We start from the raw sequence: 16,464 nt of genomic DNA, 5'->3' as shown, positions 1-16,464 counted from the left end.
ACCCTTGTGCCTGATTTGCGCGGCCCTGCCCACCCGCGGCCGACCCGGAGGGCCTATCGCGCCAGCAGCCCGCCCGCCATGTCGGCGGAGGTCATGGCGCCCAGCACAAAGGCGAGGTTGGCCGCCGCCACCAGCGAGGCCGCATGGGCGTCCGTCTTCGCCTGACGGGCGGTGATGAGGCCGCTATCGGCGACGGTGGCCGCCGTGATGGTGCCGAGCCCGTTCTTGTAGGCATCGAACGCCGCGTCATAGGTCACGGCGGCGGCGCTCGCGAGTTCCGTGGCGGCGCGGTAGGAAGCGAGCGCGGAGCGCAGCGTGTCCGCCGCCACCACGATCTCGCGCGCCGCCGCGTCGCGCACCTTCTGGAAGGTGGCCTGGGAGGCATCCGCCAGCGATTCCGCCCCCTTCAGCCGCGCCGCGCGCAGGCCGCCGTCATAGAGCGGCATGGTGGCGCCCATCATGAAGCCGGAGGCGGAGCTTTGCTGGCCGATGGTGGGCAGGCCGGTGGCCGACAGGCTGGTATTGCCGGTGGCGGCCACCGCGCCGAGAAACACTTTGGGCGCGAATTCCGCTTGGGCGGCTGTGATGCCCGCCTCGCTCGCCTTCAGCGCCGAGAAGCTCGCCAGCACGTCCGGCCGCTGGACCAGCGCCGCCTTGATCATGCGCTCGGTGGGGGCACCGACGCTCTCGGGCAAGGCGCGCCCGTTGGCCTCCCGCACGCGGATCTGCGCCAGCGGCGAGACGCCCATGGCGCCCAAAAGGGCCTGATAGGCATCGCGCTCCCCGCCCTGGGACTGGACGAGGCCGAAGCGCGCCTGCGCCACCTGCTGGCGGGCCTGCGCCACTTCCACCGTGGTGCCGAGCCCGTTGGCCATGCGCGACTGCGCGGCCTCCTCGATGCGGCGGCTATTGGCGAGATTCTGCTCCGCGATGGTCACGCGGCTGCGCGCGGCGCCGTAGAGGAAATAGGCGCGGGTGACGTCATAGATGATCTTCTGGTGCACCCCGTTGAACAGGATGTTGGAGGCATTGGCATTCTGCCGCGCGGTCTCGTGCAGCGCGGCGCGCTGGCCGAAATCGAACACCAGCCATTGCAGCGCGATCTGCGGGGAGACGCCGGACACCTCGTTGCTGAGGGAATTCACCCCCGGCAGCGGCACCGGCAAGGGCGTGGAGAGCTTCTGGTAGCCGCCGATCACATTGGCCGAGATGAAGGGCAGGAAGCTCGCCTCCACCATGCCCGTGGCCAGCGCCGCCTGCCGCGCCTGCTGCCAGGCGATGCGGGTGGCGGGGTTCTGGGTCTGGGCCACGTCGATGAGGTCGGCGAGCCCATAGGCTTTGCCCGGCACCGTTGCCGGCACGGGCTGCAGCTCCGCCACCTGCGGCTCGGCGGGCACGGCGAACACCTTGGTCGCCTGCGGCGACGTCCCGTCCTGGGGCGGGCGCTCGCCGGACAACATGCCGACGCCGCCCGGCGGATCGTTCGGCGTCCAGGGCGCGGCGGCGTCCTGCGGGGCGGTCTGGAGCGCCTGCGTGGCGCAGCCGGCAAGGGCCGCGCCCAGCAACAGCGCCATGAGGGGGAGAGAAAGCGCGCGCCGGCTCATGCCGCCACCAGATGGGCGATGCGCCCGGCGCGCTGGGCGATGTCGTCCCCGGCCGTCCCCTGCCCCGTCCCCGCCCTGCCGGCAGGACCACCTTCCTCCAGCCGCGCGGCGGCGGCGGAGAGGTGGCGGGCGGCCTGCGGATTGGGCGCGGGGGCGAGCATGAGCAGCGGCAGCAGGTCGCGCGCCTCCCGCAGCGTCGCGGACATGCGCGCCACGGCAGCGGCGGACGGCCGCGCGCGGGCGGGCTCGAAGGGCAGGAGATCGAGAAGCCCGTCCATGGCGGCCAGCTCGCTCTCCACCAGCGCGGCGTCGCTCACCGCGTCGTAGCGCTGCTGCGGCCCCATGGCGGCGAGGCGGGCGAGGAGGCCCAGCACCCGCGCCAGCCGCTCATGCACCTCGCGCACCGCGCTCTTGGGCCACAGGCCGGTGAAGAAGAGATAGACGACGAGATTGCCCAGCAGGATGCCCATGACGCGGTCGCGGGCGGAATCCATGTCCAGGCTCGGCGCGAAGCCGTTGAGGATGGTGAGCAGGAAGGCGAGGCCGATCTGCACCCCGCCATAGGAGATGCGCTCGCTGCCCACCGACACCCAGGCGGCGGGCAGGATGGCGAGGAAGACCAGCACCATCAGCCCGCCCACCGAGGACAGATGCGGGATGACGAACAGGATGGCGCCGATGCCCATGGCGGCGCCGATGAGACAGCCGCAGATGCGCAAGGCCAGCTTGTGCACCGTCTCGCCCGTGGTGCCCAGCGCCGCCACGTAGCAGGTGATCATGGCCGTGTGGATGCCCGACCAGTCGATGAGCGAATAGACCAGATAGCAGGTGACCGCCGCGCCCGTGGTCTTCAGCGCATAGCGCTGGTGGTCCGGATTGGTGAAGGCGTCGGCCTTGAGGAAGGGCGTCTTGGCGGGCGTGCCCTTGCTGCCCCCGTCCGGCCGCGCGAGGCCCGCCAGCGCCGCCCAGGCAGCGGCCACAGCGCCCTGCCCCTCGCCCGCCGGCTCCGGCGGCGCAGGGGCGCGGCCCGCTGCGATGGCCGCCGCAGATGTCCGGCTTGTCGCCGCCAGCCGCTCGCGGGCCTCCGGCGAAGCGGACGCCCGCGTGCCGGTGGAGGAGAGGGCCGCCACGGCGATCAGATAGCGGTAGCTGGTCTCCGCCGCCCCGGCGAGCCAGCGCAGCGCGACGGCGGGCGTGGTGTGGAACAGGCCCGCAAGCTGCACCTGCTTGTCGCTCTCCGCCCGGCCCTCGCCCAGCGCGTCGTTCAGCTTCCCGCGCCCCCGCCCCTCCAGCGCGTCCGCCCCCGCCAGCAGGCGCTCGGCGATGGTCCGGCGCAGCAGCGTGTGGGGGCCGGTGCCCAGCACCAGGTTGAAGCCGATCATCAGCACCATGGGCATGCAGGCCATCTGCGCCGCATAGAGCAGGCCGCGCGTGGCGATCTCGCCCGCCGGCAGGCGGTCCACCAAAGTGAGGATGAAGGCCACCACCAGGGCCACGATGGAACTCTGCTCCCCCAGCACGGAGGCGGAGCCGAGAAAGACGAAGGCGAAGGAGACCCCGGCGATGACGGCGAGCCGCATGAGCGGGGAATCCGCCGTGGCCTGGATGACCGGCGCCATGGCGAGCACCACGATGCTCACCAGCGCGATGATGCCGATGGCCTGCCCCACCCCTTCCGCGCCATCCGGCCGGTAGAGGAAGATGATGAGATAGCAGCCGATAGCGGATTCCGGCACCTTGAAGATCATGGCCGTGCCCGCCACCAGCGCGCACAGCAGCGCCACCCGCCACGCCATGGCGAAGCGCCCCTCGAAGGGGAGAAGGTCCGCCAGCACCTGGCGGCCCACCCGGTGCCAGGGATGATCAGCAGCCGCGGCCATGATGCACGGTCGCGGTTGCCGAGGCGCCGACGCGCATCAGGTCCTCGGGCGGGTCCAGCAGGCGGATGCGCACGGGAAAGCGCTGCGCCACCCGCACCCAGTCCAGGGTCTTGGGCACGATGGGCATGTTGCGCGGCAGGGCGATCTGCACTTCCGATGACACGCCCCAGCCGATGCCCTCCACGCGCCCCTTGATCGCCCGCGTGCGGTCGGCCAATGCGTAGACGGTGGCGCAGTCGCCGATAGTGATGGCGGGAAGCTCGGTTTCCAGGAAGGCGGCGGAGACGTACCAAGCGCCGGTATCGATGAGCGTGAACACAGACTGGCCGGGCAGCACGAAGCCGCCCGTCGCTGCCTGCAGCCCCACCACCTTGCCGTCGAAGGGCGCCTTCATCTGCGTTTCCGCCAGCGCGCGCTCGGCAATGGCAAGGGCCGCGCGGCGCGCCGACACCAGCGCCTGCGCGGCGGCGGTGTCGCTCACCAGCACGTCGGCCGCCGCTTCCTGCTTGAGGGCCTGCTTCAGGCTCACCTCGGCATCGCTCTTGGCGGTGGCGGCGTCGTCCACCTGCTGCGCGCTCACATAGCCCTTGGGCCGCATGGCCTCCAGCCGCGCCAGGGTCTGGGTGGCGAGGTCCAGATTCTGGCGCGCGCGCACCACCTGCTCGCGGGCGATCTCGGCATTGGCGCGCTCCGCCGACACCACGCGGCGCTTGTCCGCCTCCGCCGCCTCCGCCAGCCGCAGGTCGGCCCCTGCCTGCTCCACGGCGAGCCGGTAGGTGGTGGGATCGAGGGCGAACAGAAGCTCGCCCTTGCGGACGGTCCCATTCTCCTTGACCCCGAACGTCACCACGCGCCCGGCCACCGAGGGGGCGACATTCACCACCTCGGCGGTGATGACCGCATCGTCGGACAGGGGATTGTTCTCGGCCGCGCGGATATAGCGCCAGCCCAGCAGCACCGCGCCCACCACCGCCACCAGCGCCACGATGGCGGCCACCGAGCGAGCCCGGGAGACGTGGAGCGGTGCGGTCGCGGGCTGCGGGGCGGGTTCCGTATTGGGCGTGGTGTCCATGGCCTAGCGCCCGAAGCCCAAGAGGGAGACGAGAAAGCCGATGGCGGCGGCGATGCACACATAGATCAGCAGGCGCGCGGGCAAGGCGTCGTCAATCGCGAGGCGGATGAGCACCATGCGCACCAGGATCGCGCCCAAAATGCCGATGAGCGTGCAGGCGAGCCAGGAGGGGAAATAGGCGCCGAAGAAGGACAAGGACGGCGCCCCGGCCGAGACACAGCCGCCCAGCGGCAGGCAGGCAAGGCCGACACCCAAGGGCCGGCGCAGGGAAAGCGGCATCCGGGGAAGAGCCCGGCCCTTCCCATCGCTCAAAGACCTGAATGGCGCGGCACGGTCGGGCAATCGGCCATCCCCGGCAAAAAGATGCGTCATGGCCGGGCAAATACCGGCCGATGGAAGCCGTCGCCAATGCCGACTGCAGGTTTCGGGATAACTGCAAAACTGAGTCGCAACAAGGCGTTGCGTGCACCGCTCCCGCCGCCCTGCCGGGCGGCCTGAAACAAGGGGTTGCCGAGGCGGGACCGCACTCACTCAACAAGTGAGAGCCTGATCGACATTCGGAGCGATGGACGGATTTGAGCCTCTTAAGTCCCGTCATGCGCGGGGCGATACCGCGATCCAGCGTCAGCGCTGGTCGGCACTTAGGGCGATGGATGGTTTCCAACTCCTGAGACCCGTCATGCCCGGGCTCGTCCCAGGCATCCACGCCTCTGCGTCGAGCGGGCACCCAGCGGAGCCCCGTGGATGGCCGGGACAAGCCCGGCCATGACGCTGGCTATTTAGAAAATCCGCCGGATCCATCAAAGGCTGAAACGCCCTAGAGAACCGGGCCCAGCATGGCGATGGAATTGTTGAGGAGACGGCGCCAGCGGCTATAGGCGGCCACCTGCGGGCGCGTCACCGGCTGGGAAGCCTCCAGGAACACCTGCTGGCGGGCGCGCACCGCGTCCGTGAATTCGGCGTCGTGCAGGAGAATGTTGTTCTCCGCGTTCAGCTCGAAACTGCGCCGGTCGATATTGGCCGAGCCGATCAGCGTCATCGCGCCGTCCAGGGTCAGCGTCTTGGCGTGCAGCAGGCCGCCCACATATTCGTGGATCTGCACCCCCGCCTCCAGCAATTCCGCGTAATAGCTGCGGCTCGCCGCCGCCACGATCCAGGAATCGTTGCGCTTGGGAAAGATGATGGTGGTGTTCACCCCGCGCCGCGCGCTGGCGCACAGGGCCGCCTGGAGGGGTTCGTCGGGCACGTAATAAGGCGTGGTGATCACCAGTTCGCGCCGCGCGGCATTCATGAGGGAGACGAAGGTCTCCGGCATGGCCGAGTAGCGCACCGCCGCCCCCGTGGCGACCACCTGGGCGATGAAGCCGGGGCCTGCGGGCGCAAGCGGCTGGGCGAGCAGCGGGCCGAGATCCTCATTCACCTGCGCCATCCAGTTGCTGGCGAACACATGCTGGTTCTGACGCACCACCGGCCCCTCGAACCGGGCCATGATATCCACCCAGGGCGCGAAGCGGGCCTTCACCGCGAAGGCGGCATCGGCGCAATTCTGGCTGCCGCAATAGGTGATGGCATTGTCGATGACCACGATCTTGCGGTGGTTGCGCATGTCGATGCGCCCCTTGAAGGGACGCATGAGCGGATTGCCCACGGGCAGGGAGGCGGCCACCTTCACGCCGCTCTTCTCCAGGTCCCGCCAGTGGGGGGAGCGGATGAAGGCGCGCGAGCCCACATCATCCGCCATGGCCCGGCAGGTGACGCCGCGCGCCGCCGCCCGCCGCAGGGCGTCCGCCACCTTCAGGCCGCTGCCGTCGCCGAGCCAGATATAGAAGAGCACATGGACGCTCTCCCGCGCCGCGTCGATGTCCGCCACCATGGCGTCGATGGCGGCGGCGGAATCCGGCATGAGCGTCGCCCGGTTGCCCGCCACCGGCGCGAAATAACTCACCGACTGGCCCACGCGGAACAGCGGCACGAAGCGGTCCGGCAGCGCGGCTTCGGCGGAGGGGCCGGCCACCTCGTCCGCGCGCGGCAGCTTGGCCAAGGCGGCCCTCAGGCTGGCGAGCCGGTTCCGCCCCAGATTGATCTCGCCGAACAGCACATAGGCGACCACGCCCACCACCGGCACCAGCGCGATCACCAGCACCCAGGCGAAGCGGGCGGCGGGCTCCCGATGCGGGCGCAGCACGGCGCGCACCATGAAGAGAAGCTGGATGAACGCCTGGGCGAAGAACAGCATCCAGGCGAGAATTGCGGAATCATGCATGCGGGCGAAGGGTCACCGTGGCGGGGCGCGCATTAAACCACGTTCGCCCGGTCTGCGAAGCGTCCGCATCTGCCCGTTGGATACGCGCGTTTGAGTGTTTCACGCCGTCATGGAAACCCTCTATCTGTTTGCTGGAACGCACTGTCCCCGCGCGCCCGCCATGGATGATCGCGCCAGGGGAAAACGCGCGGGAACTGCGCGCCAAAATGGTTGGGGGGGTCGGGGCATGATCTATCTGGTTGCCGCCATCGCGGGCATGGCCGGCTTTCTGTTCGGCTTCGACGAAGGCGTCATTGCCGGCGCGCTCTATCTCCTGCGGCCGCAATTCGGCATCGCCCCGGTCATGGAGGGCGTGGTCACGGCGGCGGTGCCGCTGGGCGCGCTGTTCGGCTCCATCATCGCCGGGCGGATCGCTGAAAGCCTCGGGCGGCGCGCCTCGCTGCTGTTCGCGGGCGCCCTGTTCGTGGTGGGCGCGGTCCTCGCGGCCATGGCGCCGGACACGCTGGTGCTGATCCTGGCGCGCCTCGTGCTCGGCTTCGCCATCGGCGTCGCCGCCATCGTGGCGCCCCTCTATATTTCCGAGAATGCCCCGGCCGAGAAGCGCGGCATGCTGGTCTCCATCTACCAGCTCGCCATCACGCTGGGCATCGTGGGCGCCTATCTGGTGGGCTATGTGTTCGCCGAATCCTGGCGCACCATGTTCGTCATGGGCGCCCTGCCCGGCATCGCGCTGTTCGTCGGCATCTTCGTCATGACCGACACGCCCCGCTGGCTGGTCTCCAAGGGCCGCACGCGCGAAGCCCGCGCGGTGATCGCCAAGGTGCGCGGCATCGCGCCCACGGCTCCCGAGGTGGAGAGCGAGCTTGCCGCCATCCAGCAGGCGGCGGAGGGACCGGCGCGGCGGGCGGGGTGGGCGGAACTGCTCACCCCCACGGTGCGCCCCGCCCTCATCGTGGGCGTCGGCCTGTTCGTGCTCCAGCAGCTCAGTGGCATCAACGCGGTCATCTATTTCGCGCCCACGGTGTTCAAGGAATCCGGCTTCGATTCCCATTCCGTGCAATTGCTCGCCACCATGGGCATCGGCGTCGTCAACGTGCTCATGACCTTCGTGGGCATGGCGCTCATCGACCGGCTCGGGCGGCGGCCGCTGCTGTTCATCGGCTTCGCCGGCACCGCCGTGAGCCTTGCCGCCATCGCGATCGGGGCGGCAACGGACATCGCCTGGCTCGACCTCGTCTCCATCATCGGGCTCGTGGTCTATATCGGCGCGTTCGCCGCCAGCGTCGGCCCGCTGCCGTGGGTGATGATGTCGGAGATCTTTCCCCCGAAGGTGCGTGCGCTGGGCATGAGCGTCGCGTCGGTGGCCAATTGGGGCATGAACTTCCTGGTGGTCTTCTCTTTCCCCAGCCTCATGCACACGATCGGCCTGTCGGGCGTGTTCGGGGTCTATGCGCTGGTGTGCGTCATCGGCCTCTATTTCACCTGGCGCTATGTGCCCGAGACCAGCGGCGTGGAGCTGGAGGAGATCGAGGCGCATCTGCGCTCCGGCCGCCCGTTCCGCGAGCTGGGCGCGAAGGGTGCCGGCGGCCGGTGAGGCCCCTCAGCCGCGCCGTTCCCGGCGCCAGGCGGCGGGGGTGAGGCCGAAGAAGCGGCGGAACACGCGGGTGAAGTGCGCCTGGTCGGCGAAGCCTGAATCCACCGCGATCTGGGTCAGCGGCAGAGCGGGATCGGTGAGCATCTCCTCCACCCGCCGCATGCGCGCCTTCATGTGCCACTGATAGGGCGGCACCCCGGTGGCCGCCTTGAAGGCGTGGCTGAAATAGGATTGCGACAGGTCGGTGAGATCCGCCAACTCCTGCAGGCGGATGTTGCGCAGGCAATTGTCCTCGATGAAGGCGGTCACGCGCCGCACCTGCCGCGCCGACAGCGCCGTGCGGCGGGGGGCCGCGCGGCGGGCCAGCTGCATCAGGTCGATGAACAGCGCCATGACGAGGCTGTCGCCATAGAGATCGTGGCGGGCGTCCGGTCCCACGCATTCCTGCGCGATCAGCCGGGCAAGGCCGTGGATGCGCTCGTCCGTGAAGCCGAGGCGCGGACGCTCCAGGCGCGCGGGGTCCAGTTCCTCGCCCAGGCGCTCGGACAATGTCGCCACGTCGAAATGCAGGTCCAGATGGCGCAGCGCGCCGCCCTCCTCGATGCGCGACCAGAGCGGCATGTCGGCGGGCACATAGCTCATATGCAGAGGCGCGCGGGTGGCGGGCAAATCGCGGCCCTGGGGCGAGAGGCGCAGATGGGTGAAGCCCTGCTCGCGCTCCAGCATCACGAACAGGCGGGCATCGCGGGAGACATATTCCCCCCGCGCGCCCGGCTCGCACAGCACATGCCAGACATCGGCCACCACGCCGTTCCAGCGCCGCCAGCGCAGATCGTCCAGCAGCGTGATGCCTTCGATGGCGGATGTCATGCGCGGTTGAAACGCCATGGGCGGCCGGTGTCCCGCTGATCTTCGGGCGACCCCGCGCATTGCGCCCGGCCGACCATCAGTAGTTTTGAATGACTTTGAAGTTCGACGAAAAGACGCTGTTCTCACTTCTCGTCGTGAACATTCCGCGATATCAGGCCAAAAATCGTCAAAGCGCAAGAGGAACGAACAATCCGTAGCTAGATGCCATTGCTAAGAGACCCCGAAGCCTGATCCTGCGATCAGAATCGTAAACTTTGAATAGTTCTTAACTACGAACTTCGGCGCAAGGATGCTGGAATGACTGGACGCTCTGGGACGCAACTGCGTTCTTTCTTACTTGGCAGTGCCGCGTGCGCGGTGCTTGCGGTGCCGCAGGCGGCACGCGCCCAGCAGGCGACGGCGGTGGAGCTGGACCAGATCACCGTCCAGACTACCCATGAATCGCCCACCGGTCCCGTCCAGGGCTATGTGGCGCGCCAGACCCTGACGGGAACCAAGACCGACACCCCCCTCATCGAGGTGCCCCAGTCCATCTCCGTGGTGACGCGCGACCAGATGGATGCGCGCGGCGTGCAGAATGTGGGACAGGCGCTGGAATACAGCGCCGGCGTCCTCGGCCAGCCCTTCGGCGTGGACCCGCGCTTCGACGCCCCCATCATCCGCGGCTTCTCTTCCGCCAACAGCCAGTATCTCAACGGCCTGAAGCTGATGCGCACCAACGGCTCGGTGTCCATCGAGCAGTACGGCCTGGAGCGCATCGACGTGCTGCGCGGCCCGGCCTCGGTGCTTTACGGCCAGGGCAATCCCGGCGGCCTCATCGACATGGTGAGCAAGCGCGCCACCTTCACCACTTTCGGCGAGGTGCAGGGCGAGATCGGCACGTTCGATCGCTACTCGGCCGCGTTCGACGTGGGCGGCCTCATCGGTAGCGACCTGTCCTACCGCTTCACCGGCCTTGCGCGCCAGAGCGGCACGCAGACCGACTATGTGGACGACAACCGCTACTTCCTCGCCCCCACCTTCACCTGGAAGCCCAGCGACGACACGTCCTTCACGGTGCTCGCCAGCATCCAGCGCGACGAAGCCGGCACGCCGGTGGGCCTGCCCCAGCAATATACCGTGGGCCCGCTGAAGAACCTGTTGTCCACCAACCTGTTCCTGGGCGATCCGTCCTACGACGATTCCACCCGCACGCTGACCAATATCGGCTACGAGTTCCAGCACAAGTTCAACGACATGTGGCAGGTGCGCCAGAACGCCCGCTACACGATGATGGACTGGGATTACACCAACCTCTACTTCACCGGCCTCGACGCGAGCAATCCCAGCATCGCCAATCGCGGGTCCAACGTGAACAGCGAGGACCAGAACACCATCACCATCGACACCCAGATCCAGGGTGACTTCCAGACCGGCGCGCTCACCCACAAGCTGCTGCTCGGCCTCGATTACCGGCGCTATTCGGAGAACAACCTGACGCAGTTCGGCTACGCGCCGTCGCTGAGCATGATCAATCCGATCTACAACCAGCCGATCATCAACGTTCCCTGGTACCTGTCGTCGGTGGACGGCAATATCAGCCAGACCGGCATCTATGCGCAGGACCAGATCCGCTACGGCAAGTGGCTGCTCACTTTGGGCCTGCGGCAGGACTGGGCGACGACGGATTCCACCACCGTCACCAATTTCGCCACCACCGAGCAGGACCAGGACGACAGCGCGCTCACCGGCCGCGTGGGCCTCACCTATCTGTTCGACAACGGCATCGCGCCCTATTTCAGCTACTCGACCTCGTTCGAGCCGGTCATCGGCAACATGCCCACCGCTTTGGGCGGCGCGCCGTTCCAGCCCTCCAAGGGCGAGCAGTATGAGCTTGGCGTGAAGTACCAGCCGGTGGGCTGGAACGGCTTCTTCACGGCGGCCATCTACGACATCCGCCAGAGCAACGTGCTCTCCAGCCAGCTCATCGGCGGCATCAGCTACGACACCCAGAACGGCGAAGTGCATGTCCAGGGCCTCGAACTCTCCGGAACGGCGAGCCTCGCGGAGGGCCTGAACCTCATCGCCAACTACACCTACATGAATGCCGAGATCACGCAGGGCCTGAATGCCGGAAACCGGCCCGCCAACGTGCCGGAGAACATGGCCAACCTCTGGCTCGACTACACCATCAAGACCGGCGCGTGGACCGGCTTCGGCTTCGGCGGCGGCGTGCGCTATGTGGGCGAGCGCTACGCGCTGGACAACAACGACATCCTCCTGGGTTCCAACACCCTGTTCGATGCCGCCGTCCATTACGAGCGCGGGCCATTCAAGGCCCAGATCAACATCAACAACATCGCCAACGAAACCTATGTGTCGAGCTGCGGCTTCTTCGGCTGCTATTATGGCGATGGCCGCACCGCGGTGGCGCAGATCACGTACAAATGGTGATGCAGGACGAAAACGGCGCGGCCGAAAGGCCGCTCTGGGAGATTGACGGGCTGATGATGAAGGCGGGGGAGCGGGAAATCCTGGCTCCCCTCAGCCTGTCTTTGGCCCGCGGCAAGGTCCATGGGCTCATCGGCCCCAACGGCTCGGGCAAGAGCACGCTCCTGAAGGTGCTCGCCCGCCAGCTCGCACCCAGCGCGGGCTCGGTGCGCCTTGAAGGCCGCCCGCTCCCCGAATGGCGCGGGCGGGCCTTTGCCCGCAAGGTCGCCTATATGCCGCAATTCACCCCGGCGGCGGACGGGCTGAGCGTGCGCGAGCTGGTGGCGCTCGGCCGCTATCCCTGGCACGGCGCCCTGGGCCGCTTCGGCGACGAGGACCGCGCCGCCGTTGACGGCGCCATCCGCCGCACCGGCCTTTCCGCCTTCGAGCACCGGCAGGTGGACAATCTCTCCGGCGGCGAGCGCCAGAGGGCATGGCTGGCCGTCATGCTGGCCCAGGATGCCGACTGCCTGCTGCTGGACGAGCCCACCTCCGCCCTCGACATCGCCCACCAGATGGAAGTGCTCGACATCGTCCGCGACCTCACCCTCGCGGGCAGCGGCATGGCGGTGATCGTGGTTCTGCACGACATCAACCTCGCCGCCCGCACCTGCGACGACCTCGTGGCGCTGCGCGGCGGGCGCCTCGTGGCGCAGGGCGCCTGCACGGACATCCTCACCCCCGAAACCCTTCATGCCATCTATGGCGTGCCCATGGGCGTGATGCCCCACCCCGTGAGCGGGGCGCCATTGGGCTACGTTCTGTGAGCGCCCTCTCCCGCCGCACCATGCTTGCCTTCGGCCTTGCCGCGTGCGCGGCGCCGGGCACCGTGGCGCGGGCGGCGGCCCTGCCGCGCGTCGCCGTCATCGACTGGGCGCTGCTGGAAACCCTGCTGGCCATGTCCATCGTGCCGGTGGCCGCCGCCGAGCTGGTGCTGTTCCGCGCCGTGGCGGTGGAGCCCGAAGTGCCCGCCTCCGTGGTGGATCTCGGCCTGCGCGGCATGCCCAATTTCGAGGCCCTGCGCATGGCGCGGCCGGACATCATCTTCAACTCTGCCTTCTATACGCAGATCGACCCCAAGCTCCGGCTCATCGCCCCGGTGGAGACCTTGTCCATCTATGCGCGGGGCGGGCGACCCTTCACCCGCGCCGAGGAGGCCGCCCACGGCCTCGCGACCGCCGTCGGGCGGCCGGAAGCCGCCGAACCGCTGATCCGGCAGACGCTGGCGACCCTGGAGCGCTGCCGCGCGGACCTCGCCGCCCGCCCCCGGCGGCCCGTGCTCGTCATCAATCTGGGCGATCCCCGGCACTTCCGCGTGTTCGGCCCCGACAGCATGTTCGGCGAGGTGCTGACACGCCTCGGGCTGGACAATGCCTGGACGCAGAACACCTCCTATTCCGCCTCCGCCCCCATCGGCCTGGAGACGCTGGCCCGCTTCCCGGATGCCGACCTCATCATCCTGCCCCCCGTTCCGCCCGACGCGCGGCGCCTGCTGCCCGGCAGCGCGCTCTGGCAGGCGCTGCCCAATGTGCGCGACCGGCGGACCTACCTGCTCGGCTCCATGAATCCGTTCGGCGGCCTGCCCACCGCCACCCGCTTCGCGCGGCTGCTGACCGCCGCCCTCCTCACGCCGGGAGGAAACGCCCTTGGCTGAGATGGTTCTCGCCACCGGAGGGCGCCGCCGCGTCGCCTGGACATGGCTCGGCCTGTGCGCGCTGGCGGGCCTGCTCATCCTCGCCGCCTTGCTGCGGCGGCCCGATCTGCCCGGCGACCCGGAGACCGTGCGGCGGCTGCAGGAGGCTCTGCTCTGGCACAGCGCGCTGCCGCGCATCGCCACCGCGCTCCTCGCCGGAGCCGCCCTCGGCCTGTCGGGCGCGCTGCTCCAGCGGGTGCTGCGCAATCCCATCGCGGACCCGTCCACGCTGGGCATCGCGTCGGGCGCGCAATTGGCGCTCACCGTCTGCCTCGTGGCCGCGCCGGGCCTTCTCGCCTGGTCGCGGGAGGGCGTGGCCTTCGCGGGCGGGGCGGCGGCGGTGGGCCTCGTCATCGCCATGAGCTGGCGGCGCAAGCTGGAGCCGGTCTCCGTGGTAGTGGCGGGCATGACCATCTCGCTCATGGCCGCCGCCGCCTCCACCGCGCTCATCCTGGCGCGCGGGGAATATGTGCTCTCCGTCTTCATCTGGGGCGCGGGATCGCTGCACCAGCAGAGCTGGGACGGCGCCATCGTCATCGGAACCCGCCTTGCGCTGGGCGCCCTCGCGGCGGCGGCGCTCATGCGCCCCCTGACATTGCTGGCCGTGGACGATGCGAGCGCGCGCAGCCTCGGCGTCGCCCTGGTGGCGGTGCGGGTGCTGGTGATCGCGCTGGCCGTGTGGCTGGCCGCCAGCGTCATCGCCCAGGTGGGCATCATCGGCTTCGTGGGCCTCGCCGCGCCCGCCCTTGCCCGCATCTCCGGCGCCCGCACCCCGTCGCAAATCCTCTGGCGCGCGCCCCTGGTGGGGGCGCTCTTGCTCTCCATCGCCGACAGCCTCATCCAGGTGAGCGCGGGAAGCAGCGGAGACCTGATCCCCACCGGCGCCGCCGTGGGCCTTCTGGGCGGGCCGCTGCTGCTCTGGCTGCTGCCGCGCGTGAAGACCACAACCCCGCCCCAGGCGATGCTCCGCGCGACCACCCCGCGCCGCGCCCATCCCTGGCGCATGGTGGTGATGTTGCTGGCGGGCGGCCTCCTCATCGGGCTCGTCACGCTCACCCTCGGCCGCAACGGGCAAGGCTGGCTGCTGGCGCAGGGCGACCTGTTCGCCGATCTCCTCCCTTTCCGCGCGCCCCGCACCCTGGCGGCGGCGGCGGCGGGCGCCCTGCTCGGCGCGGCGGGGGCGCTCATGCAGCGCCTCACGGGCAATCCCCTGGCGGGTCCTGAAGTGCTGGGCGTGGCCGCGGGCGCAGGCGTCGGCATCGCCGTGGTCATCCTGCTGGTGGACACGCCCGGAACGCTCCTGCTCATGGCGGGCAGCGCGGCCGGGGCGCTGGGGGCGCTGGTCTTCATCCTGCTCATGGGCGCGCGCACCGGCTTCGGGCCGGAACGCATGCTGCTGGCGGGCGTCGCCTTGGGCTGCCTGTGCCTTGCCATCCTGTCCGCCGTGTTCGCGGCGGGCGGCTGGAACACCTTCCTGCTGCTGGGCTGGCTCGCCGGCTCCACGGACCGGGTGGGCGGCCTGGAGGCGCTGCTGCTGGCGGGCGCCACGCTCCTGCTGCTCGCACCGCTGCCGCTGCTGGCTCGCTGGCTCGCCATCCTGCCTTTGGGCACGCCCGTGAGCCGGGCGCTGGGCGTGCCGGTGGTGGGCGGGCGGCTGACCCTCTCGCTTCTGGCGGCGCTCATGACCGCCATCGCCGCCTTCTTCGTGGGGCCGCTCAGCCTCGTGGGCCTGCTGGGGCCGCATATCGCCCGCCTGCTTGGGTTCGGAGGCGGCGTCGCCTTCCTGTTCGCCTCCGCCGTCATCGGCGCGGACCTGTTGATGCTGGCGGACTGGCTGGGGCGCACCATCGCCTTCCCCTACCAGATCCCCGTGGGCTTCTTCGCCGCCCTCATCGGCGGGCCCTATCTCATCTTCCTGCTCCAGCGCGGAGACGCCCGCCATGGCTGAGCCCCTCACCGCCCATGCCCGCATGAAGGTGGGCGAACCGGAACGCATGATCATCGCGCTCAGCGCCCATTTCGCCGATCATGCCGCCCTGACGCCGCTTCCGCGCGGGGTGGCGCTGGAGGCACCGCGCTTCGGACGGCTGACGCTGGCCGCCGAGGGCGCCTTCCTGGTGGCGGCCTGCGAGAGCCCGACGCCCAGCGCCCTCGCCTTCCTCAAGATGTACACCGCCGAAGGGATGCTCCGGGCCTCCGGCGGCACGCCGCCCGACATCGCCTGGCAGGGCGACGGCGCGGGCGCGGGTCCCCTGCCCTTCTTCCGCGAGCTGACGGTGGTGCGCTCGGAAGAAGTCACGCCCCTCATGCGCCGGGTGGTGCTGGCCGGCGACGCCGCCCACTTCGCCTCCGGCAGCTATCATGTGCGCGTCCTCATCCCGCCCGCCGCCCGCCCGCCGGTCTGGCCCCATGCGGCGGCGGACGGGCGGATGATCTGGCCGTCCGGGCCAGACGCGCTGGTGGCGCGGGTCTATACGGTGCGCTCCGTGGATCTGGCCCGGGGCGAGATCGCCATCGACGTGGTGCTCCACGGGGGCCATAAGACACCGGGCTCCGACTGGGCCCGCCACGCGCAGGCGGGCGACCGGGTCGGCCTGCTGGGGCCGGGCGGCGCGACACCTGCGCTTGCCGCCCACGTACTGCTGGCGGGCGACGAGACCGCCCTGCCCGCCATCGCCCGCTGCCTGGAGACGCTCAGCCCCTCCACCCATGCCGTGGTGCGCATCGAGGTGCAGGATCGGGACGAGGAACAGAACCTCCCCTCGCCTGCCACCCTCGATCTGCGCTATCTCCATCGCGGGACCACGGCACCGGGCCGGGCGGACCTGCTGGAGGCGGCGGTGCGGGAGGCGGTGCCGCTGGCGGACCCGGCGGAACTGAGCGTCTTCGTCGCCTGCGAGCAGGCGCAGGCGCGGCGCATCCGGGCGCTCGTTTCGGGCGCGGGGGTCGCGAAGGAGCGGCGCATGGTAGCCGCCTACTGGCGGCTCGGCCATACGGGCGAAGACATCGGCGAGTGAGC

The 16,464-nt window shown here is 69.8% G+C and carries 12 protein-coding genes; 6 read left to right on the top strand and 6 right to left on the bottom strand.

The features are described 5' to 3' along the window. Positions 1–53: 53 nt before the first annotated feature. The 5 genes from EJJ38_RS05510 to cls all read right to left on the bottom strand — a co-directional run bounded on the left by EJJ38_RS05510 (position 54) and on the right by cls (position 6,819). A complete protein-coding gene (locus EJJ38_RS05510) occupies positions 54–1,604 on the bottom strand; it encodes a TolC family protein (RefSeq protein ID WP_127089122.1) in 1,551 nt (516 codons plus the stop codon). Then, positions 1,601–3,484 (bottom strand): FUSC family protein, encoded by a 1,884-nt coding sequence (locus EJJ38_RS05505; protein ID WP_127089121.1) that lies wholly within the window; start codon positions 3,482–3,484, stop codon positions 1,601–1,603. The genes EJJ38_RS05510 and EJJ38_RS05505 overlap by 4 nt, the downstream gene beginning before the upstream one ends. Beyond that, complete coding sequence (mdtN, locus tag EJJ38_RS05500; RefSeq protein ID WP_127089120.1) at positions 3,468–4,556, bottom strand: multidrug transporter subunit MdtN; 1,089 nt, start codon at positions 4,554–4,556, stop codon at positions 3,468–3,470. Before mdtN ends, EJJ38_RS05505 begins: the two co-directional genes overlap by 17 nt. A gap of 3 nt (positions 4,557–4,559) precedes the next feature. Then, on the bottom strand, positions 4,560–4,835 hold the full coding sequence (locus EJJ38_RS05495) for a YtcA family lipoprotein (protein ID WP_127089119.1): 276 nt from the start codon (positions 4,833–4,835) through the stop codon (positions 4,560–4,562). Positions 4,836–5,373: 538 nt separating this feature from the next. Further along, on the bottom strand, positions 5,374–6,819 hold the full coding sequence (cls, locus tag EJJ38_RS05490) for a cardiolipin synthase (protein WP_127089118.1): 1,446 nt from the start codon (positions 6,817–6,819) through the stop codon (positions 5,374–5,376). A gap of 226 nt (positions 6,820–7,045) precedes the next feature. Between cls and EJJ38_RS05485 the strand changes: the two genes are divergently transcribed. Further along, positions 7,046–8,413, top strand: coding sequence for a sugar porter family MFS transporter (locus EJJ38_RS05485; RefSeq protein WP_127089117.1), 1,368 nt, complete (start codon positions 7,046–7,048; stop codon positions 8,411–8,413). Between the two features lie 6 nt (positions 8,414–8,419). On the opposite strand, the gene EJJ38_RS05480 is transcribed toward EJJ38_RS05485, so the two are convergent. Beyond that, the gene (locus tag EJJ38_RS05480; protein ID WP_205666110.1) at positions 8,420–9,301 is read right to left on the bottom strand and encodes a helix-turn-helix domain-containing protein; all 882 of its coding nucleotides are present in this window, start codon (positions 9,299–9,301) and stop codon (positions 8,420–8,422) included. A gap of 279 nt (positions 9,302–9,580) precedes the next feature. Between EJJ38_RS05480 and EJJ38_RS05475 the strand changes: the two genes are divergently transcribed. The 5 genes from EJJ38_RS05475 to EJJ38_RS05455 are packed head-to-tail and all read left to right on the top strand — an operon-like array spanning position 9,581 to position 16,462. Next, positions 9,581–11,716 carry a TonB-dependent siderophore receptor gene (locus tag EJJ38_RS05475; RefSeq protein ID WP_127089115.1) on the top strand — a complete coding sequence of 712 codons (2,136 nt, stop codon included), beginning with the start codon at positions 9,581–9,583 and terminating at the stop codon, positions 11,714–11,716. Next, on the top strand, positions 11,716–12,519 hold the full coding sequence (locus EJJ38_RS05470; protein WP_127089114.1) for an ABC transporter ATP-binding protein: 804 nt from the start codon (positions 11,716–11,718) through the stop codon (positions 12,517–12,519). The genes EJJ38_RS05475 and EJJ38_RS05470 overlap by 1 nt, the downstream gene beginning before the upstream one ends. Then, positions 12,516–13,406: an ABC transporter substrate-binding protein gene (locus EJJ38_RS05465; protein ID WP_420836866.1), complete on the top strand. Its 891-nt coding sequence runs from the start codon at positions 12,516–12,518 to the stop codon at positions 13,404–13,406. The genes EJJ38_RS05470 and EJJ38_RS05465 overlap by 4 nt, the downstream gene beginning before the upstream one ends. 1 nt (position 13,407) lies before the next feature. Next, a complete protein-coding gene (gene fhuB, locus EJJ38_RS05460) occupies positions 13,408–15,393 on the top strand; it encodes a Fe(3+)-hydroxamate ABC transporter permease FhuB (protein ID WP_127090278.1) in 1,986 nt (661 codons plus the stop codon). Beyond that, positions 15,386–16,462: a siderophore-interacting protein gene (locus EJJ38_RS05455; protein WP_127089113.1), complete on the top strand. Its 1,077-nt coding sequence runs from the start codon at positions 15,386–15,388 to the stop codon at positions 16,460–16,462. Before fhuB ends, EJJ38_RS05455 begins: the two co-directional genes overlap by 8 nt. The last annotated feature ends 2 nt before the right edge of the window (positions 16,463–16,464 follow it).

Origin of the sequence: Aquabacter cavernae (assembly GCF_003993795.1) — a bacterium.
GTDB classification, from domain to species: domain Bacteria; phylum Pseudomonadota; class Alphaproteobacteria; order Rhizobiales; family Xanthobacteraceae; genus Aquabacter; species Aquabacter cavernae.
Note: the sequence above shows the minus strand (reverse complement) of the source record. Positions and strands in the feature narration are given on the sequence as shown.